The organism is Listeria monocytogenes (genome assembly GCF_013282665.1).
GTDB classification, from domain to species: Bacteria; Bacillota; Bacilli; order Lactobacillales; family Listeriaceae; genus Listeria; species Listeria monocytogenes_C.
Genome location: NZ_CP054041.1, coordinates 893,990 through 916,071, shown reverse-complemented (window position 1 = coordinate 916,071; position 22,082 = coordinate 893,990). Strand labels below are relative to the sequence as shown.

The following is a 22,082-nucleotide window of genomic DNA, read 5'->3' as shown; positions in this document are numbered from 1 at the left end:
CAACGAATCCTATTCTTTTATGGGGCCTTAGCTCAGCTGGGAGAGCGCCTGCTTTGCACGCAGGAGGTCAGCGGTTCGATCCCGCTAGGCTCCACCAAAATTGTTCTTTGAAAACTAGATAAGAAAGTTAGTAAAGTTAGCATAGATAAGTAATTATCTATGACACAAGTAACCGAGAATCATCTGAAAGTGAATCTTTCATCTGATTGGAAGTATCATCGCTGATACAGAAAATCAGAAAAACAACCTTTGCTTCGTAGAAGTAAATTGGTTAAGTTAGAAAGGGCGCACGGTGGATGCCTTGGCACTAGGAGCCGAAGAAGGACGGGACTAACACCGATATGCTTTGGGGAGCTGTACGTAAGCGTTGATCCAGAGATTTCCGAATGGGGGAACCCACTATCTTTAGTCGGATAGTATCTTTACGTGAATACATAGCGTAAGGAAGGCAGACCCAGGGAACTGAAACATCTAAGTACCTGGAGGAAGAGAAAGAAAAATCGATTTCCTGAGTAGCGGCGAGCGAAACGGAAAGAGCCCAAACCAAGAAGCTTGCTTCTTGGGGTTGTAGGACACTCTATACGGAGTTACAAAAGAAAGTTATAAATGAAGCGGTCTGGAAAGGCCCGCCAAAGACGGTAACAGCCCGGTAGTTGAAATGGCTTTCCCTCCAGAGTGGATCCTGAGTACGGCGGAACACGTGAAATTCCGTCGGAATCCGGGAGGACCATCTCCCAAGGCTAAATACTCCCTAGTGACCGATAGTGAACCAGTACCGTGAGGGAAAGGTGAAAAGCACCCCGGAAGGGGAGTGAAACAGTTCCTGAAACCGTGTGCCTACAAGTAGTTAGAGCCCGTTAATGGGTGATAGCGTGCCTTTTGTAGAATGAACCGGCGAGTTACGATTTGTTGCAAGGTTAAGCGGAAAAAGCGGAGCCGTAGCGAAAGCGAGTCTGAATAGGGCGCATAAGTAACAGGTCGTAGACCCGAAACCAGGTGATCTACCCATGTCCAGGATGAAGGTAAGGTAATACTTACTGGAGGTCCGAACCCACGCACGTTGAAAAGTGCGGGGATGAGGTGTGGGTAGCGGAGAAATTCCAATCGAACTTGGAGATAGCTGGTTCTCTCCGAAATAGCTTTAGGGCTAGCCTCGAGGTAAAGAGTCATGGAGGTAGAGCACTGTTTGGACTAGGGGCCCTTCTCGGGTTACCGAATTCAGATAAACTCCGAATGCCATGTACTTATACTCGGGAGTCAGACTGCGAGTGATAAGATCCGTAGTCGAAAGGGAAACAGCCCAGACCACCAGTTAAGGTCCCCAAATATATGTTAAGTGGAAAAGGATGTGGGGTTGCTTAGACAACCAGGATGTTGGCTTAGAAGCAGCCACCATTGAAAGAGTGCGTAATAGCTCACTGGTCGAGTGACCCCGCGCCGAAAATGTACCGGGGCTAAACATATTACCGAAACTGTGGATGAACCTCTTTAGAGGTTCGTGGTAGGAGAGCGTTCTAAGGGCGGTGAAGTCAGACCGGAAGGACTGGTGGAGCGCTTAGAAGTGAGAATGCCGGTATGAGTAGCGAAAGAAGGGTGAGAATCCCTTCCACCGAATATCTAAGGTTTCCTGAGGAAGGCTCGTCCGCTCAGGGTTAGTCGGGACCTAAGCCGAGGCCGATAGGCGTAGGCGATGGACAACAGGTAGAGATTCCTGTACCAGTGCTAATTGTTTAACCGATGGGGTGACACAGAAGGATAGGGAATCGCACGAATGGAAATGTGCGTCCAAGCAGTGAGTGTGAGAAGTAGGCAAATCCGCTTCTTGCGAAGCATGAGCTGTGATGGGGAAGGAAATTAAGTACGGAAGTTCCTGATTTCACGCTGTCAAGAAAAGCCTCTAGGAAGAGTAGTACTGCCCGTACCGCAAACCGACACAGGTAGATGAGGAGAGAATCCTAAGGTGAGCGAGAGAACTCTCGTTAAGGAACTCGGCAAAATGACCCCGTAACTTCGGGAGAAGGGGTGCTCTATTAGGGTGCAAGCCCGAGAGAGCCGCAGTGAATAGGCCCAGGCGACTGTTTAGCAAAAACACAGGTCTCTGCAAAACCGTAAGGTGACGTATAGGGGCTGACGCCTGCCCGGTGCTGGAAGGTTAAGAGGAGTGCTTAGCTTCGGCGAAGGTACGAATTGAAGCCCCAGTAAACGGCGGCCGTAACTATAACGGTCCTAAGGTAGCGAAATTCCTTGTCGGGTAAGTTCCGACCCGCACGAAAGGCGCAACGATCTGGGCACTGTCTCAACGAGAGACTCGGTGAAATTATAGTACCTGTGAAGATGCAGGTTACCCGCGACAGGACGGAAAGACCCCGTGGAGCTTTACTGCAACCTGATATGGAATGTTTGTACCGCTTGTACAGGATAGGTAGGAGCCGAAGAGACGTGTGCGCTAGCATACGAGGAGGCAATGGTGGGATACTACCCTGGCTGTATGACCATTCTAACCCGCCACGCTTAGCGCGTGGGGAGACAGTGTCAGGTGGGCAGTTTGACTGGGGCGGTCGCCTCCTAAAGAGTAACGGAGGCGCCCAAAGGTTCCCTCAGAATGGATGGAAATCATTCGCAGAGTGTAAAGGCACAAGGGAGCTTGACTGCGAGACTGACAAGTCGAGCAGGGACGAAAGTCGGGCTTAGTGATCCGGTGGTTCCGCATGGAAGGGCCATCGCTCAACGGATAAAAGCTACCCCGGGGATAACAGGCTTATCTCCCCCAAGAGTCCACATCGACGGGGAGGTTTGGCACCTCGATGTCGGCTCGTCGCATCCTGGGGCTGTAGTCGGTCCCAAGGGTTGGGCTGTTCGCCCATTAAAGCGGCACGCGAGCTGGGTTCAGAACGTCGTGAGACAGTTCGGTCCCTATCCGTCGCGGGCGCAGGAAATTTGAGAGGAGCTGTCCTTAGTACGAGAGGACCGGGATGGACACACCGCTGGTGTACCAGTTGTTCCGCCAGGAGCATCGCTGGGTAGCTATGTGTGGCAGGGATAAACGCTGAAAGCATCTAAGCGTGAAGCCCCCCTCAAGATGAGATTTCCCATTTCTTCGGAAAGTAAGATCCCTGAAAGATGATCAGGTAGATAGGTTTGGAGTGGAAGTGTAGCGATACATGGAGCGGACAAATACTAATCGATCGAGGACTTAACCAAAAAATGAAACGAAGTTACCTAACTGAACACTTTCTTCTCTAGTTTTGAGAGAGCAATCTTTCAACAACTCAATATTGTCTGGTAGTTATGGCGAGAAGGTCACACCCGTTCCCATCCCGAACACGGTAGTTAAGCTTCTCTGCGCCAATGGTAGTTGGGGGCTTCCCCCTGCGAGAGTAGGTCGCTGCCGGGCAATTTATTATTCCACAGTAGCTCAGTTGGTAGAGCAATCGGCTGTTAACCGATCGGTCGCAGGTTCGAGTCCTGCCTGTGGAGCCATTTTTTTATTTGAAAGGCTTTGCTGCCGCTTTAGCTCAGTTGGTAGAGCACTTCCATGGTAAGGAAGGGGTCGTCGGTTCAAATCCGACAAGTGGCTTAAATAATATATGAATAATTTTTACGTTTCGCTAGTATGCGAGGCTTTTTTTATTGTTTAAAAGAATAGTAAGATTTATTAAGGATATCTTGAATCGGTAGTATAAATCGATTATACTATTGGTATAATAACAGAACGGGTGGGTGTTTTTTTTGAAAGAGAAGAAGCAGCGGATTATTAAGTCGGCTAAAGAGGTTTTTCAAAAACAAGGGTATTTGAAGACGTCGGTACAGGATATGGTTGATGCAGCTGAGATTTCTAAAGGGACTTTTTATAATTATTTTACTTCGAAAGAGGAACTAGCAATTGTGATTTTTAAGCAGGAGTATTCTGTTTTGCATCAGCGGTTAGAGTATACGATGGCGCTAGATGGGACGAAGAAGGATAATTTTACGGAATGCTTGAAAATTATTATTCATTTTTATACGGAAAATGGGGAGATATTGAATATTACGTTTTCTCAGACGATGATTGATGATGATTTTAATGCGTTCTTGCAGAATGTACGACTTAAGAATATGGAATGGGTTAAAAATCAGTTGTTAGAGGTTTATGGGGAGGAAACAGAGCCTTATATAAATGATATTACGATGTTGCTTAGCGGGATGGCGGCGATGTATGTCTTTGCTAGCGGTAGCAAGAATGTGGACTCAGATTTGATTGAGCGGGCAATTCCTTATGTAGTGAGAAGACTTGATGCGCTTGTGAAGGATATTTTGGAGAGTGGAGAGATTGTGTTTACGGAAGCAGACACCGAAAATCTGGTGCCGGATCAAACAATGATTAGAAAGAAAAGATTAGCTAAACTGCGAGGAGCGCTTGAAGAGTTAAATGTCGGGATTGAAAATGCAGATATTGATGATTCGGATAAATGGCAGTATAAAGAATCTATGAACGCGCTTGTTGGGGAGATTAATAATAATGATGCGCCAAGAGATTTCATGGTTCAAGGAACACTATTGTACCTTAAGCAACATGTACCAGCAAGTTTGACAAAAGAAGTAAATAAATTAGAGGCTTGTGTGAACGGGCTTTTATAATAATTAGACCGACTAGTCATTTTTGTTGACTTGTTGGTCTTTTTTTATTATACTTCTATTATTCATCTGGAAATTTCCACATGGGAAGGGGTATTAATTTTGAATAGTACAGCAGTAGAACGGCCCGTTGATGTTAACGGGAAATCTTATAGTAGAAGTTTATTAGTAGTAACAATGATTATTGGGGCGTTTGTGGCGATTTTGAATCAGACGTTACTAGCAACGGCGCTACCGATGATTATGGATGATTTGCATATTACAGCAGCGACGGGGCAATGGTTGACGACGGCTTTCTTGCTGACAAATGGTATTATGATTCCGATTACAGCACTTTTAATTGAAAAAATTAGTTCAAAAACATTATTTATTACAGCGATGACTGTATTTGCAATTGGTACCATTATTGCGTCAGTGGCGGGTTCTTTCCCGGTATTACTTACTGGTCGTATTGTTCAAGCGGCTGGTGCGGGGATTATGATGCCGTTGCTTCAAACAATCTTCTTGCTAATTTTCCCTCGTGAAAAACGTGGGGCAGCGATGGGGCTCATGGGACTTGTTATTGCGTTTGCTCCAGCAATTGGGCCAACTTTGTCTGGGTGGATTGTGGATTCGTATGATTGGCGCGTATTATTCCTTATTTTAATTCCAATTGCGGTTATTGATATAATTTTAGCGTTCTTTGGAATGAAAAAAGTAGTGAAGTTAACTGATACAAAAATCGACTTTCTTTCTATTGTGATGTCTTCGATTGGTTTTGGCTCACTCCTTTATGGATTTAGTTCAGCAGGTAATGATGGTTGGGGAGATACAACAGTTATTACTATGTTGATTGTTGGGGTTGTAGTTATTGGGCTATTTGTTTGGCGCCAATTAGTTATTGATAATCCAATGCTTGAACTGCATGTGTTTAAATATCCGGTATTTTCATTGTCTGTTATTCTTGGTTCGATTGTGACGATGGCGATGATTGGTGCGGAAATTGTATTGCCTTTATATATTCAAACAATTCGCGGTGAGTCGGCGCTTCAGTCAGGTCTGTTATTACTTCCAGGTGCGATTATTATGGGGATAATGAGTCCGATTACGGGTATTATTTTCGATAAAATCGGGGCGAAATGGTTGACGATTACCGGGGTTACCATTTTGACTATCGGTACAATTCCATTTATGTTCTTAACGATGGATACGCCACTTTGGTATATTGTAGTATTTTATGCCGTGCGGTTCTTCGGTATTTCAATGGCGATGATGCCAGTTTCGACAGCGGGTATGAATGCACTGCCTAACCACCTGATTAATCACGGTTCGGCAGTAAATAATACGATTCGACAAATTGCGGGTTCGATTGGGACAGCGGTACTTATTACAGTGCTAACGAATGTAACAAAAGATAATATGCCAGGAAAAGCGCTTATGGCAACGGATCCGGCTAGCTTTGCTCAAAAAGCGCAAGATGCTAGTTTGGATGGAATGCGTGCGGCATTTATGGTTGCGGCCATTTTCGCGGCTATTGGGATGATTTTAAGTTTATTCCTTAAAAATAAAAAACAAGAGCCAATTGTTAAAGAATATACGAAATAAAAATGAAACAGGGTCAAAAATCCATTTTGGACATTTGACCCTGTTTTTTTATGCTTTTTTTAGGATGACTTTCCAACTAGTGCCAGTACCTACTGAATAAGCATCTACGAAAGAGCCTTGATTGATACCGAGTCCGAGGTTGTCGAGTGAATTGACGTAGATGAGCGCTTCCCCAATTCGTAAATCAGCAAAGGAGCGGCTATAAGTAACGAAATTCTTATAAACTACGCGGTCGTGGTGTTTGATGAGGACTTCAATGGAATCGCCATAATTAGCATCTAGCTGCAAGAAATCGGTGCGCCGAATATTTGTCCAAAGATTACCGAATGGGCGGTCAATAATATCAATTGTACCAAAAGCTTGCTCTCCTTCTAAGTAAGAATCACTTAGACTTAGAGAAACAATGGAGTCTGGGGTAGCGGATGGGCCAATATCTTCAAAATTAATCACGCCGGCTGCAAGTCTAGCCGCAGTATAAGCGAAAATATCTCGACCGTGAAATGTATGAGATGCGCCTGATTTTGGTAGGCGATTTTTTTCTTCGTCAATCAGTCGAACTTCTTTAATCGTTCCGTAATGCGCGATATGGGTTAAGGTTCCGTTGTCTGGTGTAATAATATAATGACCATCTTCTGTTAAAACGACGACGCTTCAACGCTTTGAACCAACTCCAGGATCGACAATCGAGACAAAAATGGTATCTTCGGGCCAATAAGTAACCGTTTGGAGTAAACGATACGATGCTTCCCAAATATTAAATTGAGGAATTTGATGTGTTAAATCGTATACTTTTAAATCTTTGCTAACACTATTGATTACGCCATACATTGCACTAACTGCCCCGTCACTAATACCAAAATCAGATTGTAAAACAAGTAGTTGTTTTGTCATTTTGAATTCCTCCATTTCAAGCAATTTAGGGTAAAATAAAACTCGCCCTTTTCCAAAAAATATCTTGGAATAAGGGCGAGAAAATTTCACGCGGTACCACCTTAATTTATTTCCAGCTTGCACTGAAAACCTCAAATAAGCATTTACATAAAATACTTAAGGCGCTTGATAACGGGCGCCAAACCCGTTGTCGCTTACTTATTTTCAGCGGCAAAACTCAGAGGCCATTTTCGGACGATGTTTTTTGTTCCTTTTCAGCAGTGGGAACTCTCTTTTAGAAAAAACAGGCGTCGTACTTTTCTCGTCGTAGCTTTGTAATAAAGAATACAGAAAAGTTGGATAAGTGTCAATGAATTCGTTAGCTTTGTGAGGGAAATCGCATAATAGCAGTGCTTGAGAACGATTATCAATTGCCGTATTACTGTGATTTTTAAGTAAGAACTGTTATAATATAAGCGGAAATTGTAAACGCTTTCTCTATATAGGAGGTAATGTGATGGGCGCAAAAGTATCGGTGCAAATTAATGGCGTGGCGCGGGATGTGGTGGAAGGAACGCGAATACTGGACTATTTAAATGCAGAAGGAATACAGCATCCGCATATTTGCTATAGTGAGCAAATTGGACCAATTCAATCTTGTGATACATGTATGTGCGAGGTTGATGGAGAACTTGTGCGGGCGTGCAGCACGAATCTAACAGACGGAATGGAAATTAAAACTAATTCTGAATTAGCGAAAGATGCGCAACTCGAAGCGATGGACCGAATTTTGGAGAATCATTTACTGTATTGTACGGTTTGTGATAACAATAACGGTAATTGCAAAGTACATAATACGACGGAATTGCTTGGTGTGGAAAAACAAGAACGTCCTTACCGCGAAAAAGGGTATTTGAATGATTTTTCGCATCCGTTTTATCGTTATGATCCGGATCAATGTATTCTTTGTGGGCGCTGCGTGGAGGCGTGTCAACAAGTGCAGGTGAATGAGACGCTTTCGATTGATTGGGAACGTAGTCAGCCGCGGGTTATTTGGGATGATGATCGTCCGGCGAATTTATCGTCATGTGTTTCTTGTGGGCTATGTGCGACGGTGTGTCCTTGTAACGCGTTGATGGAAAAATCGATGCTTGGCCAAGCTGGCTTTATGACTGGTTTAGACGAAGATATGCTAGAACCGATGATTGATATGGTGAAAAAAGTCGAGCCGAATTATCAAACCGTTTTTGCTGTGTCGGAAATGGAAGCAGCGATGCGGGAAACGCGGACGAAGAAAACAAAGACAGTTTGTACTTTCTGCGGGGTTGGTTGTACGTTTGAGGTGTGGACGAAGGATCGTAAAATTTTGAAAGTCGAGCCAACTGGAGAAGGTCCTGTGAACAAATTTGCTACGTGTGTGAAAGGGAAGTTTGGCTGGGATTTTGTCAATAGTGAGAAACGGATTACAACACCGCTCATTCGCGAGGGTAATGAATTTGTGCCGGCGAGCTGGGAAGATGCGATTCATCTAGTTGCGACCAAACTGCGAGAAATTCAGGCCAAATACGGAAATGATTCTATTGGATTTATTAGCTCTTCTAAAACAACCAATGAAGAAAACTATTTGATGCAAAAATTGGCGCGGCAGGTTTTTGAAACGAATAATATTGATAATTGTTCACGTTATTGTCAGGCGCCTGCTTCGGATGGACTTACTCGGACAGTTGGAATTGGCGCAGATTCAGGGACAGTGGAAGATATTGAAACAGCCGGACTTGTCATTATTGTTGGTGCATCACCAGCCGATGGGCATCCGGTCCTTGCTAGTAGAATCAAGCGAGCTCAAAAGACCCGGGGGCAAAAGCTAATTGTTTCAGATTTACGAAAACACGAAATGGCAGAGCGTTCTGATTTATTCATGCATCCAAAACAAGGAACTGACTTTGTTTGGTTAACTGCGGTTGCGAAATATATGATTGATCAAGGATGGCACGATGAAATCTTTATGGAAAATCGGATTAGCAACGTGGCAGATTATCTAGCATTTTTAGAACCATTTACATTAGAATATGCGGAAAAAGAAACAGGATTAGCAATAGAGACATTGAAAAAAGTGGCGCAGATGATTCATGAAGCAGACGGGACAGCAGTTTGTTGGGGAATGGGAGTAACGCAAAATATTGCGGGATCACACACATCATCGGCTATTGCCAATTTGCTTCTTGTCACTGGGAACTTTGGTAGACACGGGGCAGGAGCATATCCGCTTAGAGGGCATAATAATGTACAAGGTGCTTGCGATATGGGGTCACTACCAAATGTTCTCCCTGGAATTCAGCCACTTGGAAATGATGAAGTTCGCGCTCGTTTTGAAGAGGCTTATGGCGTGTCCATTTCACCTGAACCGGGGCTTAAAAACAATGAAATGCTTGATGCTATTGAGGCGGGAACGCTCCATTCTATGTATGTGATTGGGGAGGAAATGGCTTGGGTGGACTCTAACTCGAACCATGTGCAAGAAATCCTCGCTAGCCTTGATTTCTTTGTTGTTCAAGATGTATTCTTATCAAAAACGGCGCAGTTTGCTGATGTTGTTTTCCCGGCAGCGCCTTCGCTTGAAAAAGAAGGGACATTTACCAATACAGAACGCCGCGTGCAACGACTTTATGAAGTACTAGAGCCGCTTGGGGATTCGAAACCGGACTGGTGGATTATTCAAGAAGTAGCAAGGGCGTGCGGAAGAACTGATTGGAATTACAATCATCCGAGTGAAATTATGGACGAAATTGCTAGTTTGGCACCATTTTTTGCAGGGGTTCGTTATGACCGGATGCAAGGATTTAATAGTCTTGTGTGGCCAGTGAGCGCGGATGGGAAGGATATGCCTTTACTTTATGAAGAACGATTTAATTTTCCGGATGGCAAAGCACAATTTTCGACGTTACCGTATATTGCACCGATTACTTTCCCGGAAGAATATAATTTAACGTTGAATAATGGGCGCTTATTGGAGCAGTTCCACGAGGGAAATTTAACGGATAAATCGAAGGGGCTGGATTATAAATTACCGGAAGTGTTTGTAGAAGTGTCACATGAATTAGCGAAGGAACGCGATTTGGAAAGCGGTTCGCTCGTTCGTCTAAGTTCGCCGTATGGCCGCATCAAGCTTCGTGCTGTTGTGACTGAGCGGATGAAAGGGAATGAGGTCTATGTGCCAATGCATTCTGTGAGTAGCGAAACCGCGGTCAACTTACTAACTTCAAGTGCGGGAGATGTTCGGACGAAAACACCGGCTTATAAACAAACAAAAGTGAATCTTACTGTACTTGAAAAAACAGGGAAAAATCCACTTCCTGACCATAATCCGCGCAATCGTAAAAGGTTCCCGCAAAACGGGGCTGAAGTAGAGCGCAAATGGTCAAGAGAAGATTATCAACCGATTTCTAAAGTGAACTGCGCCTGTGGTGGCAATTGCGGGTGTAGCGGGAAAGGGAGGAATCACTGATGGCAGAACCAATTTCAACGATTCGTGATACAAAAAAGACCCCAGAAGAATTAGAACAAGAACGTTTAGAACAAATGAAAGCAGACATTGCCGAACAAGATTCTGGTTTTGTAGAGATAGTAGAAACGGTAAAGTTACTGCAGGAATCGGGGGCACTTGAGGCGTTGAATAGTGCTATAAAGGCACGCGGCGATATTACAAAGACATTTTTGAATGAATGGCGTAAGGAACCGATAACGAATGCGATTAATAACATGATGATTTCAAGTAAGCTATTGACCGATACCAAACCAGAGCAAACCGAGGAACTGATAGCTAATTTGAAAAATGCTGCGAAAAAAGCAGAAGAAAGCGCGAAAAAAGAGGAAATCATGGGCATGTTAGCGATGATGAAGGCATTAAAAGATCCCGATATCAATCGAGCTCTCCGATACGGCATAACCTTTTTAAAAGAAGTTGGGCAAACATTAAAATAAGTAGTCGAAACAGCGAGACTAAAAGGTGTCGCTGTTTCGATTTAGAAAGGAGCAAGTTTGGATGGATATTGTTTCGCACCAAAAAATCCGTCGTTTTGAAGCGGGCACTTTTCAAGAAATCGAATCAAGCGTTGCGACCGAGTATCCGCTAACTATCTACGTCAACGACCAAGAACTCGTGACCATCGTCTGCACGCCAGAATATCTGGAAGATTTAGTTATGGGATTTCTGACCTCGGAAGGTATCATTCGCGGGCCGAGAGATATCGATTCCGTAGATATCATCGAAGCGACTGGGCACGCCAAGGTTAGCGCTAATTTTGTGAACAAATTCAATGCCAAGTATCGCGGTAAGCGCTACATCACCTCGTGTTGCGGCAAGTCGCGGGAAAACTTCTACTTCCAATCAGACGCCTCACTCGTCAATGTGAAGCAAAACGGAAGCTTGCAACTAACAACTAACACGATTTTTCGCTTAATGGAAAAATTCGAACAAAATTCCGCAACCTTTCATCAAACAGGCGGCGTGCACAATGCGGCCCTATGTAGTTCAGCTGAAATTATCTATAGCAGAATGGATATCGGTCGCCATAATGCGCTAGATAAAATATATGGCCGCGCCTTGCAAGACGGGAGAGCGACCGAAGATAAAGCGATTATTTTTAGCGGGCGTATCTCTTCAGAAATCCTCGTTAAAACAGCAAAACTAGGTTGTGGAATTATTTTATCTCGCTCTGCCCCAACTGAACTGGCGATTAACATGGCCGAAGAACTTAATATTACAACCGTTGGCTTTATTCGTGGTGATAGATTAAATGTCTATTCTGGATTTGAACGAATCACGTAAGTTTGATATGATGCAGTAAAATAGGACAGTAAGGTGAGCGGTGAAAATGAAACAAATATTAGTAGTAGATGATGATCGGCACATACTTAAACTTGTGGGGCACTATCTCCGCGCAGAAGGTTTCCGTGTGCTTGAGGCGAGTGACGGGGTAGAAGCAGAAAAAATAGTTGAACTCGAGCAAGTTCATTTGGCTGTAATCGATGTGATGATGCCTAATATGGACGGTTTTGAACTTTGCCAAAAAATGCGCGTAAGTTTTCCAGATATTCCAGTTATTATGCTGACAGCCAAAGATGCGCTGGCGGATAAATCACGCGGTTTTGAAGTGGGAACAGATGACTATGTCACTAAACCATTTGAACCAGAAGAGCTGGTCTTTCGAATTCGCGCATTGCTACGGCGCTCCAATCAGGCGAGCGAAGTGAAAATCAACATCGGAAACATCACCATCGATCAAAAAAGTTACGGCATAAAAATTGGCAATCAAGAACGAATGATTCCCGTGAAAGAATTTGAACTCTTATATCAACTAGCTAGCTATCCCGGCCGAATTTTTACCCGTGAGGAATTAATTGAGCGGATTTGGCAACGTGATTATGATGGTAGCGACCGGACAGTGGATGTACATATTAAGCGTTTGCGTGACCATTTCGATGAAGATAAGGATGGTATTCGAATTGTCACGGTTCGCGGTGTTGGTTATAAATTGGAGGAGACAACATGAAATCGTTATATAGTCGAATAGTTGTTACAATGCTTGTTGTCATCCTTTCCAGTAGTTTGCTCGGCTTTTTCTTTGCAAACATTTATTACCAAATAAAATTAAAACCTTTTAACGACGAAAAAACGGCCAAAATAGCGCAGGAAGTCCAACAATTTTACGAGTCGAATGAAACGATTTCTTTAAATGAGTACTTGGAAAATGTGGGCGAACTGGGATACGAATTATATCTGACGGATGGCGCGAAAAAATCCACTTATTTTGGTGGCGCTTTTCGAAAAAAAGATTTACCAGCTAAGACAATCAAGCAAGTACTAGACGGAGAGACATATCATGGAATTGATTCGTTTGATACAGGCATTTTCATCACAGGCTTTTTTGATAATGATGTGCGAAATACTATTGGTGTCCCGGTGCAAGTAGATGGTAAACAACTGGCGCTATTCATACGTCAAGACCCGGAACAACAATTTGGGGAACTCCGAATATTTTTCGCAATGATACTTATTTTCACATCTATCATTAGTATTCTGTTTGTCCTGATTAGTGGCAGATACATTGTTAATCCGGTCGTGAAGCTCACGAATGCGACGAAAAAAATCCGTAAAGGTAATTATGATGTGGCGCTCGAAGTCCGGCGTAAGGATGAAATTGGTCAGCTAGCAGACTCGTTTGCCAAAATGGCCAGCGAGCTTGAAAAATCTGAAGCTGCGCGCCAAGAATTTGTCGCCAATGTTTCTCATGAACTACAATCTCCGCTGACATCCATGCAAGGCTTTGCGGGACTTTTAGGTTCGGGAACATTAACAGAAAAAGAACAAGCCGAATATTTAACCGTTTTATCAGAGGAGACAACGCGACTGTCTTCCTTAACTAAACAACTACTCATACTCGCTTCACTTGATCAAGAATCAGAGCTACGAAAAAAAGAACCAGTTCACTTAGCCGAACAGTGGCACCAATTGATCCAAATGACCGAGTGGAGCTGGCGCGAGAAAGAACTAACGATAAACTTAGATTTAGCAGAGGTAAACTATACTGGCGATGCCGAATTGCTTTACCAAGTATGGTCCAATTTGTTAACTAATGCGATTAAATTCACACCACAGGGCGGGAATATTCAAATTCACCTTTACGAAGAAGGGACAAATGTTTTTGTCGAAGTCCGAGATAGCGGAGTCGGCATAAGTAAGTCGGATATGGCCAAGATTTTTGAACGTTTTTATAAAGTTAATGAGAGCCGCACCCGGGAAGAAGGCTCAAGTGGCCTAGGATTATCCATTTGCAAGAAAATAATTACACTCCATCACGGCGAAATAACCGTGCAAAGTAGCCCCGAAAAAGGCACGACATTCACTGTTAAACTACCAAAAAACTAAATTTGTAAAATCCGATTCACATTCCGTTTACAAAACTTCTTTAAACTAAGGATAAGATCTTAGAAGGAGTTGAACGGAATGTTTTTGGCATTAAGAGAATTAAAACACGCAAAATTACGCTATATTTTAATCGGATTAATCATGGTATTAATTGCATGGCTCGTTTTGTTTGTAACGGGACTTGCGAATGGGCTTGCTAATGATAATGGGGCAGCCATTTCATCCAATAAAGCGACGTATTATGTATTACAAAAAGACTCAGATAATCGCTTAACGAGGTCCAATTTAACCGCGTCCGAAACAGAAAGCGTAGCGAAGCAAGTGAAAAAATCAGAAAGCACCAACCTAGGCGTGCAAATGGGCACGATCACACCACCCAACAAAGATAAAAAAACAGACATTACTTATTTCGGTATAGATAAAACAGGATTTATGAAACCGGCCATCTCGGAAGGAACAGAACCACAGAAAACTAAAGAAGTAGTAGCCGATGTTTCTTTAAAAGAGTCTGGTTATAAATTAGGCAGCAAACTTAAAGATAGCGCAACTGGGGAAGAATTCACGATTACTGCTTTTACAAAAAATAATACATTTAGTCATTCACCGGTTATTTTCGTCGGTTGGGATGCTTGGAAATTAGTTCATCAAACGAACCAAGCAGCAGAAGGAGAATATAACGCCGTAGCACTAGATGTTTCCGAAAATACAGCTAAAAACCTCTCCCTCGGCTCCATGGAACTTTCATCTAGTAAAGAAGTACTTCAAGGTATCCCTGGCTACTCAGAAGAACAAGGATCGCTACTGATGATGATTGCCTTTTTATTCGTTATCGCCGCATTTGTTCTAGCTGCTTTCTTTTACGTCATTACGATTCAAAAAATTAATCAATTTGGAATTTTAAAAGCAGTTGGTGCACGAACAGCCTATTTAGGACGGAGTATCGTCACGCAAGTTGTGTTCCTATCAGTCATCAGCTTGTTAATTGGTAACGGCTTAACATTTGGTCTTGCGGCAATTTTACCAGCGAGTATGCCATTTACACTTAGCCCGGTACTTGCAATCGGCTGTTCCGCCTTATTCCTTGTTGTAGCAGTCATCGGATCGATGTTATCACTCTACCGTGTAGCGAAAGTAGACGCGTTAGAAGCAATTGGGAGGGCAAACTAATGACTTTAATAATGAAAAATGTTTCTAAAAATTATCAAGATGGCGAGCAAGTCATTGAAGTGTTGAAGAACGTATCTTTAGAAGTGGCTCAAGGAGAATTCGTTGCAATCGTCGGACCTTCAGGGGCTGGGAAAAGTACATTTTTATCCATCGCGGGAGCTTTGTTATCTCCAACAGAAGGCGAGATTGCTATTGGAGGAAAAGTACTAAATAATCTTACGAGCAAAGATTTAACAAAAGTACGTCTCGACAAAGTAGGCTTTATTTTCCAAGGGGCGAATTTAATTCCTTACTTAAATGTCCGTGACCAACTGCTTGTCATTGCTGAGCTATCTGGTGAAAAAGGTCGAGCTGCGAAAGATAAAGCAGACACATTACTTAAAGAACTAGGTTTGACTGCACGGCAAAATAATTATCCGGAAAGTTTATCAGGAGGCGAAAAACAACGCGTTGCCATTGCGAGAGCTCTGATGAATGATCCTGATATTATCTTAGCCGATGAACCAACAGCCAGCTTAGATGCAAACCGTGGTCACAAAGTAGTCCAAATGATTGCAGACGAAGTAAAACGGAAAAATAAAGCTGCCATCATGGTCACACATGATGAACGGGTTTTAGACTTAGTTGATCGTGTGATTCGAATTGAGGATGGATTTTTGAAAGCTTAAAAGATGAAAAAGAGGATTGGTCTTGTTAGAAGCCAATCCTCTTTTTTTATCTTTTATAGAATATAATAAAGTGTTCTTATATTAAGCATATGACTTATAGGTGTTTTTTCCTGTTTCAGTACTTAGCTACATTTGAGAAGAAAATGAGCCAAATGTTTTTTTATAGTTTGATTTATACAATAAAATAGGGAGAACCATTGATGGCAAATGTTTTTGTTTTTCGGGAAGTAGGTGAAACGCTACGACTAAACTGAAAATTAAAAATGAAATGTTCACAAATAAGACACAATTGAGCTGATTGTGATTTATTTAAGTCTATTTTTAGCATTTTATTGAAAGGGTTTATAGATATAATATAATGTGAGTTCATGTAGCGTACCTTTTAATGAATTTAATTGGTATGTTTTTTTATGTAAACTTATATACTTATTTAACAACTTTGATAAGGAGGACAATCGTGAAAAGAAAAGTAAGTTTAATTATTGTAACAGGAATGATTCTTTTCCAAACATTTAGCGCATATCCTTTAGCAACTATGGCTTCAGAAAATGAAGATCAGTCTAAAGAAACGAAAAAAGTAGTAGCATCCCAAAAGGTAGGTCTTCAAGCAGGAAGCACCTATGAAAGTATTTTTCCTGATGCGAATCTAGCCAAAGCTATAGCGACGGCCGCAACGGGTTCGGAAGATGTGACTCAAGCGGTAACACAAGCAGATTTAGATAAAATTACTACATTGAAAGCTACGTCAAAAGGAATAACAGATTTGACTGGTATTAATTTATTAACTAATGTCACTAACCTTGATTTTGAAGGTAACCAAATTACTGAAGTTAGCTTGAAAGGTACTAATGTTTTAGCGAACTTAGTGAGTTTGAATTTGAAAGGCAATGCTCTAACGAAAGTGGACGTTCAAGATTTACCTAAATTAACGTATTTTGCATGTAATACTGGGGATAGTGCGGTGTTAGCAGAATTAACTTTGAAAAACTTACCTGCCTTGAAGCAAGCTGGGCTTTTTGAGCAAGGTGGATTAGATATTATTAATTTCCCGAAAACACGCTCTTTAACGAAAGTAACAATTGAGAACCTGCCAGATATGAATGGTGGAGTTAGTTTAAATGAATGTGGTATTGTAACAGCGAGTATTAAAAATCTTGCGCAAGCCACATATGTGAATGTGTATGATAATAAACTTACTAGTCTAGTTGGGTTAGAAAACTTACCAGAGCTTGGTACTATCTATGCTAGTAAAAATGAAATAACAGAAGTAGATAATTGGAAAGATTTTCCTAAACTTCAAATTATTTCTATAAACTATAATCGTATCGGTGTACTACCAGCTAACATGAAAACAAAATATCCTGAACTAACGGTTATGGATGTAGGTAACCAAGAAGTTACCTTATCTGAAAAAGCTGTAGCGAATAAATTAGTTCTTGATAATGAAATCAAAAACTTTAGTGCAGTAGCAACGGCAAAGTCTATTTCGAACCAAGGGAATTATAAAGACAACCAAATTACTTGGACTGCTGAAAACTTAAAAGATATAACTAAAGTAGAGTACCAATTTAATGAGCCTGTTAATGAGTCTACTATTCAAGGAACATTTTCTGGTAAAGTTACAGTTCCATTGAAAAAGGTTAATTTACCGGTGATAACAGCAAGAGAAGAAATATATTATGAAAAAAATGCAAATGTATCAGAAACGCTATTTTTATCCAATGTTTCGGCTAGGGCGACAGAAGGAGCCACTTTAACTAGTGATTACAATTCGGTTGTTGATTTTACCAAAGGTGGAACATATGAAGTTACTATAAATGCGAAAAATAGCGCAGGATTTGAAGCGGAGCCAGTGAAAGTAAAAGTTCACATTAATAAGGCGCTTGCTCCAGTTATTACAGCTAACCCAGAAATAAGCTATATCGTATTTGCTGAAGTGACAGAAGCTGATTTTCTAGCAAGCATTCAAGCTGCAACAAATAATGGTTCTGTTATTACAAGTGATTTTGGAACAGCTGTAAAATGGGATGAAGTTGGCGATTATATAGTAACGCTGAAATCTATCAATGAAGATGATGTAGAAGCAAAACCAGTTCAAGTAACGGTTCGCATTACCAAAACTCCTACACCTATCGTAGCAAATGCTATTTTTGATATAGACGGTGTTCAAACAACGGAAGCTATTGTGGTAGAAGATTTCATCACTGAACCAGTAGCACCCACAAAAGATGGTTATACTTTCGACGGTTGGTTTGATGCGAAAACAGGTGGAAATAAATGGAATTTCGCAACAAGTAAAATGCCGGCGGGAGGGATAACTTTATATGCGCAATTTAGCAAAGTTATAACTGATGACCCGAAAACAGAGGACAATACTCCTGTTGTAACCGAAAATAATAACGGTTTATCGGATCCGCAAGCAAATACAAATAATAAATCTAAAGATGTAAACAAGAAGAGTCAAACAGGCAAAAACCAGGCGACGGGCAAACACCCAGCGACAGGTGATAGCCAAAATATGCTTTACTTGTTAGCAGGGCTATTATTTGTAGGCGTATCTTTACGCATTTTCAAAAAAACTTATAGCAAATAAAAAAAGATGGCCTCTATAAAAATAGAGAGCCATCTTTTTTTATAAAATCATTGTTCTATTTTAGTGAGCAGAACTACTTCGGTCGGGAATTCTAAAAATGCAGGAACTTCTCGTTTAAATCGTTTATAATGATCTGTCGAATTATGGAATTGAATAGCAGCTTCATCCGCCCATTTTTCTAAGATATAGAAGATAGATGTGTTTTTCACGGAGCGAACTAATTCATAACCGTGATTTCCAGTTTCTGAAAGGGAGCCTTGGATCACTAGCTCTACTTCGTTTAAAAATGATTCTACTAAATCTGGCTTTACTTGAATTTTCGCTTCTATGTGGATCAACTGCTATTCCTCCTATTTATAATCTAATTTGATAACGGTTTCCTTCGTTTTAAATTCTTCTAAAAACCAATGCGTCTTTTCGATGCTTTTAGATGTTTCGTGTAACGTTTGGTGAACAGCGCTTTTACCAACCTGAACATCTTCTATATAGGCTTTTGCGTTTCCAGGAACAAAAAGTCTTGTTGCTAAAGAACTATTTGTAGGTACAATTCCATCAGTCGGATTATCTTCACTTAATTCGCCTGCAATAGCAAGCATTTCTAAATTAGCATTTATATCGGTTTGTTTTTCTATAAAATAATCTAATTGTGGAGTACTATAGGGTAATTTTTTAAAGGTGAGATCTTTTCCGCTATCATTTGGATCTAAATCATTAAAGGGAGAGCCGATTGCTACTAATTTACGCAATGTTGGAACCTCCTTGTCAGAAGGGCAATCTTCGGCAAAATAAGTCAGAGCCAATCCGCCGTTTGAGTGACCGACACCATCCATTTGTGTAAAACCATAGCGTGATTTCAAGTCAGCCATTGCAATTTTTAACCACTTAGACCAATCGTCTGGAGTTGCTTGGTTTTGATCGAACGCAAATTTTATAATCGGGCGTTTGGCGTCTTTAGTTAACTCACCTTGGAAAGTAATATCGCCGTCTGAATTAATGGACATCGCCATCGCTTCGTTAGAACTTTTATATTCATTCATCAGCTGATCAGCCATTTCATCAAGAGAATGCGTATCGCCACCGCTGCCGTGAATTAGAATAATTGGTATTTGGTCTTTTAAATCTACTTTAGGAGGCTCACTGCTCTTAGCCTCGTCACTTTGGCATGCAGAAAGAGTAAGCGCGCCAAAAAGTAAAATCATGATAGTAATAAAATATTTCTTCACTAAGTATCTTCCTCCATTCCAATTTATTATACCAAAAATCGACGTGACAATCATGTAAAACTCGTCTATAATCGAGTTACATAATGACGGAATTTTAGAAAGGTGCGAAAACTATTGGCGAATCTAGCAATTGACACAGTTATTACAGATATGGACGGTACATTACTTGTAAAAAAAGGAGATCGAATCCATCCTTTAAACAAAGAAGTATTAATGGATTGGCAAGCTAGTGGTAAAAAATTATTCCTAGCGACAGGGCGTTTGGATTTAGCTATATTACCATTTATTCACGAATTGAAAATTAAAACACCAGTCATTTCCTGTAATGGCGGATTGGTCCGTGACTTTACGACAGGAGAAATTTTATATAAAAGTAATATCGAGCTGGATCTAGTACATACTATCTTAGAGACGCTTGAGCCACTTGGAGTGAATTACCATATTTATACAACAGAGCGAATTCTTGGCCCAACCAATACCGGTAAAATTGCTTTTTTCAATGAATTGAATAAAACTTTACCAGAAAATGAACAGGTGCCAATTACGTTAACAGCAGATCCTTTCAGTGTGCTTCGCGAAGGTGAATTTCCACTAAAAGTACTTGTCATCGAATCAGACTTGGAAAAACGAGCGGAAATTAAAGCGGCTCTTGATGGTTTGCCACTTTCTGTTCTTGCATCCGCTTCGAATTTAATTGATATTATGAATGAGGGTATTGATAAAGCAAAAGGCCTAACTTACTTGTCGGATAACGGCTATATTAATCTTGATTCAACTATTGCTTTTGGTGATAATGAAAATGATGTTGGTATGATCGAATTAGCTGAAATTGGCGTAGCGATGGAGAATGGCATTTCGCTAGCTTTAGAAAAAGCGGATAAAATTGCAAAGCACCACGATATCGGCGGGCTAGGATTATTTATGCAAGAAGAAATTTTATAAGAAAAAGAATGGGTGAATAATAGGAAGCTGCCTTCAAAAGTTAGATTTTTAGATCTGATTTTTGAGGAACAGCTTCTTTTTTATAAGAATGGTTGCACTTAAAATGTATATATGCTAATATATGCATATAAAGTAATTAGCTACTTACAGAGGGGAAGTAATCACATGGCACATAACCACGATCATGCTCATGGACACAATCATAATCATGCGCATAATGCCAACAAAAAATCATTATTTATCAGTTTTATCTTAATTGCTACATTTATGATAGTGGAAGTTATTGGTGGAATTATGACCAATAGTTTGGCACTGTTATCTGATGCGGGGCATATGCTTTCTGACGCAGTGGCGCTTGGTTTGAGTTTAGCGGCGTTTAAATTTGGTGAAAAAGCAGCTAGTTCTGATAAAACATATGGCTATAAACGGTTTGAAATTTTAGCGGCATTTCTAAATGGGTTAACGCTCGTTGGGATTTCTGTTTTCATTTTTTATGAAGCAATTGGTCGCTTCTTTGATCCGCCACAAGTCATTGGTGCCGGGATGATGACCATTTCTGTTATCGGATTGCTGGTCAATATTTTAGTGGCTTGGATTTTAATGAAAGGTGACACTAGCGAGAATTTGAATATGCGAAGTGCATTCTTGCATGTGCTTGGAGACTTACTTGGTTCTGTAGGCGCGATTATTGCCGCGTTACTCATTATTTTCCTCGGCTGGAATATCGCGGATCCAATCGCCAGTGTTATCGTTGCAGCACTTATCTTGGTTAGTGGCTGGCGTGTGCTAAAAGATGCGATCCATATTTTGATGGAAGGAAAACCGGCGAATGTGGATACAGAAGAAATCAAGATATTCTTCCAACAACAAGATGGTGTGAAGGAAGTGCATGATTTACATGTATGGGCGATTACTTCGGATTTCAATGCTCTTACAGCTCATTTGACCGTATGTGAAGATGCTGATCGAGACAAAATTTTGGCAGATATCGAGCATTATTTGCAAGAGAATTTCTCATTGGAACATAGTACGATTCAACTTGAAGGAAATCATGCTCATCATCATCACTGCAATTAATGCCGCTTCATGATATGATGAACATATCAATTAGAGGAGTTGGTTTAGATGGAAGAACAAGTTGATTTAGGTCATTTTTTGAAAAAAACTTTTATCGCTGTAGTTGCCGTAACCTTAGTATTTATCGGGGTTCTAGCAATGTTCACAATCATCGGTGTTATTATCGCTATCCCACTACTAAAAAAAGCGAGCAAAATGCTTCTTTCCGCAAAAGCAGATAGCGACCATACTCATTCACATGGTGGCAAGTTGAAAATCAAATGTCCAGCCTGTCATGCGAAAATGAAATTTAAAGATAGTGAACTACTTGACGAAAAATAAGTTTTAAAGCCTTCTCAATGAATTTGAGGAGGCTTTTTTATCTAAACATGCATTATTTTAAGAAATTCGGGAAAAGGAAACGAGAGGTGTTGTCA

The 22,082-nt window shown here is 41.2% G+C and carries 15 protein-coding genes, 3 tRNA genes, 2 rRNA genes, 1 pseudogene and 1 other annotated feature; of the genes and pseudogenes, 18 read left to right on the top strand and 3 right to left on the bottom strand.

Annotated elements, in window-relative coordinates; translation table 11 throughout:
• Positions 1-21: 21 nt before the first annotated feature.
• From HRK21_RS04645 to mdrT, 7 genes are all read left to right on the top strand, one after another.
• Positions 22-97, top strand: a tRNA-Ala gene (locus HRK21_RS04645).
• 172 nt (positions 98-269) lie between these two features.
• A 23S ribosomal RNA gene (locus tag HRK21_RS04640) occupies positions 270-3,201 on the top strand.
• Positions 3,202-3,278: 77 nt separating this feature from the next.
• A 5S ribosomal RNA gene (gene rrf / locus HRK21_RS04635) occupies positions 3,279-3,394 on the top strand.
• Positions 3,395-3,404: 10 nt separating this feature from the next.
• Positions 3,405-3,480, top strand: a tRNA-Asn gene (locus tag HRK21_RS04630).
• A gap of 24 nt (positions 3,481-3,504) precedes the next feature.
• A tRNA-Thr gene (locus HRK21_RS04625) sits at positions 3,505-3,577 on the top strand.
• A gap of 152 nt (positions 3,578-3,729) precedes the next feature.
• Complete coding sequence (gene brtA, locus HRK21_RS04620) at positions 3,730-4,617, top strand: bile-regulated transcriptional regulator BrtA (RefSeq protein ID WP_069888340.1); 888 nt, start codon at positions 3,730-3,732, stop codon at positions 4,615-4,617.
• 99 nt (positions 4,618-4,716) lie between these two features.
• Positions 4,717-6,198: a cholic acid efflux MFS transporter MdrT gene (mdrT, locus tag HRK21_RS04615; protein WP_069888341.1), complete on the top strand. Its 1,482-nt coding sequence runs from the start codon at positions 4,717-4,719 to the stop codon at positions 6,196-6,198.
• 48 nt (positions 6,199-6,246) lie between these two features.
• Here mdrT and HRK21_RS04610 read toward each other — a convergent pair.
• A pseudogene (locus HRK21_RS04610) lies at positions 6,247-7,089 on the bottom strand (SAM hydrolase/SAM-dependent halogenase family protein).
• Between the two features lie 68 nt (positions 7,090-7,157).
• Positions 7,158-7,406, bottom strand: a binding site (T-box leader).
• Positions 7,407-7,585: 179 nt separating this feature from the next.
• Here HRK21_RS04610 and fdhF point away from each other — a divergent pair.
• The 8 genes from fdhF (at position 7,586) to HRK21_RS04570 (ending at position 18,424) form a co-directional block, all read left to right on the top strand.
• A complete protein-coding gene (gene fdhF / locus HRK21_RS04605) occupies positions 7,586-10,573 on the top strand; it encodes a formate dehydrogenase subunit alpha (protein ID WP_069888342.1) in 2,988 nt (995 codons plus the stop codon).
• Positions 10,573-11,049 carry a helical membrane plugin domain-containing protein gene (locus tag HRK21_RS04600; protein ID WP_070006557.1) on the top strand — a complete coding sequence of 159 codons (477 nt, stop codon included), beginning with the start codon at positions 10,573-10,575 and terminating at the stop codon, positions 11,047-11,049. The genes fdhF and HRK21_RS04600 overlap by 1 nt, the downstream gene beginning before the upstream one ends.
• Positions 11,050-11,110: 61 nt before the next feature.
• Complete coding sequence (gene fdhD, locus HRK21_RS04595; RefSeq protein WP_070006556.1) at positions 11,111-11,896, top strand: formate dehydrogenase accessory sulfurtransferase FdhD; 786 nt, start codon at positions 11,111-11,113, stop codon at positions 11,894-11,896.
• A 46-nt stretch (positions 11,897-11,942) separates the two neighbouring features.
• A complete protein-coding gene (locus tag HRK21_RS04590; RefSeq protein WP_069888345.1) occupies positions 11,943-12,620 on the top strand; it encodes a response regulator transcription factor in 678 nt (225 codons plus the stop codon).
• Entirely contained in the window at positions 12,617-13,996 is a 1,380-nt protein-coding gene (locus tag HRK21_RS04585; RefSeq protein ID WP_070006555.1) for a sensor histidine kinase, read from the top strand. Before HRK21_RS04590 ends, HRK21_RS04585 begins: the two co-directional genes overlap by 4 nt.
• A gap of 78 nt (positions 13,997-14,074) precedes the next feature.
• Positions 14,075-15,163 (top strand): ABC transporter permease, encoded by a 1,089-nt coding sequence (locus HRK21_RS04580; protein ID WP_070006554.1) that lies wholly within the window; start codon positions 14,075-14,077, stop codon positions 15,161-15,163.
• Positions 15,163-15,831, top strand: coding sequence for an ABC transporter ATP-binding protein (locus tag HRK21_RS04575; RefSeq protein ID WP_070006553.1), 669 nt, complete (start codon positions 15,163-15,165; stop codon positions 15,829-15,831). Before HRK21_RS04580 ends, HRK21_RS04575 begins: the two co-directional genes overlap by 1 nt.
• Before the next feature lie 457 nt (positions 15,832-16,288).
• Positions 16,289-18,424: a LapB repeat-containing protein gene (locus HRK21_RS04570; protein ID WP_069888349.1), complete on the top strand. Its 2,136-nt coding sequence runs from the start codon at positions 16,289-16,291 to the stop codon at positions 18,422-18,424.
• A 47-nt stretch (positions 18,425-18,471) separates the two neighbouring features.
• On the opposite strand, the gene HRK21_RS04565 is transcribed toward HRK21_RS04570, so the two are convergent.
• Both HRK21_RS04565 and HRK21_RS04560 read right to left on the bottom strand, forming a co-directional pair.
• Positions 18,472-18,762 (bottom strand): putative quinol monooxygenase, encoded by a 291-nt coding sequence (locus tag HRK21_RS04565; protein WP_003737599.1) that lies wholly within the window; start codon positions 18,760-18,762, stop codon positions 18,472-18,474.
• 12 nt (positions 18,763-18,774) lie between these two features.
• A complete protein-coding gene (locus HRK21_RS04560; RefSeq protein WP_070006552.1) occupies positions 18,775-19,647 on the bottom strand; it encodes an alpha/beta hydrolase in 873 nt (290 codons plus the stop codon).
• Positions 19,648-19,761: 114 nt separating this feature from the next.
• Between HRK21_RS04560 and HRK21_RS04555 the strand changes: the two genes are divergently transcribed.
• The 3 genes from HRK21_RS04555 (at position 19,762) to HRK21_RS04545 (ending at position 21,987) form a co-directional block, all read left to right on the top strand.
• Positions 19,762-20,589, top strand: coding sequence for a Cof-type HAD-IIB family hydrolase (locus HRK21_RS04555; RefSeq protein ID WP_077952755.1), 828 nt, complete (start codon positions 19,762-19,764; stop codon positions 20,587-20,589).
• Positions 20,590-20,754: 165 nt separating this feature from the next.
• Positions 20,755-21,666 (top strand): cation diffusion facilitator family transporter, encoded by a 912-nt coding sequence (locus tag HRK21_RS04550; RefSeq protein WP_070006551.1) that lies wholly within the window; start codon positions 20,755-20,757, stop codon positions 21,664-21,666.
• Between the two features lie 48 nt (positions 21,667-21,714).
• Positions 21,715-21,987, top strand: coding sequence for a hypothetical protein (locus HRK21_RS04545; protein ID WP_069888353.1), 273 nt, complete (start codon positions 21,715-21,717; stop codon positions 21,985-21,987).
• The last annotated feature ends 95 nt before the right edge of the window (positions 21,988-22,082 follow it).

Bases quoted from the DNA above. Each gene is read 5' to 3' on its own strand.
- fdhF (WP_069888342.1), top strand. From the start codon at position 7,586: ATGGGCGCAAAAGTATCGGTGCAAATTAATGGCGTGGCGCGGGATGTG.
- HRK21_RS04600 (WP_070006557.1), top strand. From the start codon at position 10,573: ATGGCAGAACCAATTTCAACGATTCGTGATACAAAAAAGACCCCAGAA.
- fdhD (WP_070006556.1), top strand. From the start codon at position 11,111: ATGGATATTGTTTCGCACCAAAAAATCCGTCGTTTTGAAGCGGGCACT.
- HRK21_RS04590 (WP_069888345.1), top strand. From the start codon at position 11,943: ATGAAACAAATATTAGTAGTAGATGATGATCGGCACATACTTAAACTT.
- HRK21_RS04585 (WP_070006555.1), top strand. From the start codon at position 12,617: ATGAAATCGTTATATAGTCGAATAGTTGTTACAATGCTTGTTGTCATC.
- HRK21_RS04580 (WP_070006554.1), top strand. From the start codon at position 14,075: ATGTTTTTGGCATTAAGAGAATTAAAACACGCAAAATTACGCTATATT.
- HRK21_RS04575 (WP_070006553.1), top strand. From the start codon at position 15,163: ATGACTTTAATAATGAAAAATGTTTCTAAAAATTATCAAGATGGCGAG.
- HRK21_RS04550 (WP_070006551.1), top strand. From the start codon at position 20,755: ATGGCACATAACCACGATCATGCTCATGGACACAATCATAATCATGCG.
- HRK21_RS04545 (WP_069888353.1), top strand. From the start codon at position 21,715: ATGGAAGAACAAGTTGATTTAGGTCATTTTTTGAAAAAAACTTTTATC.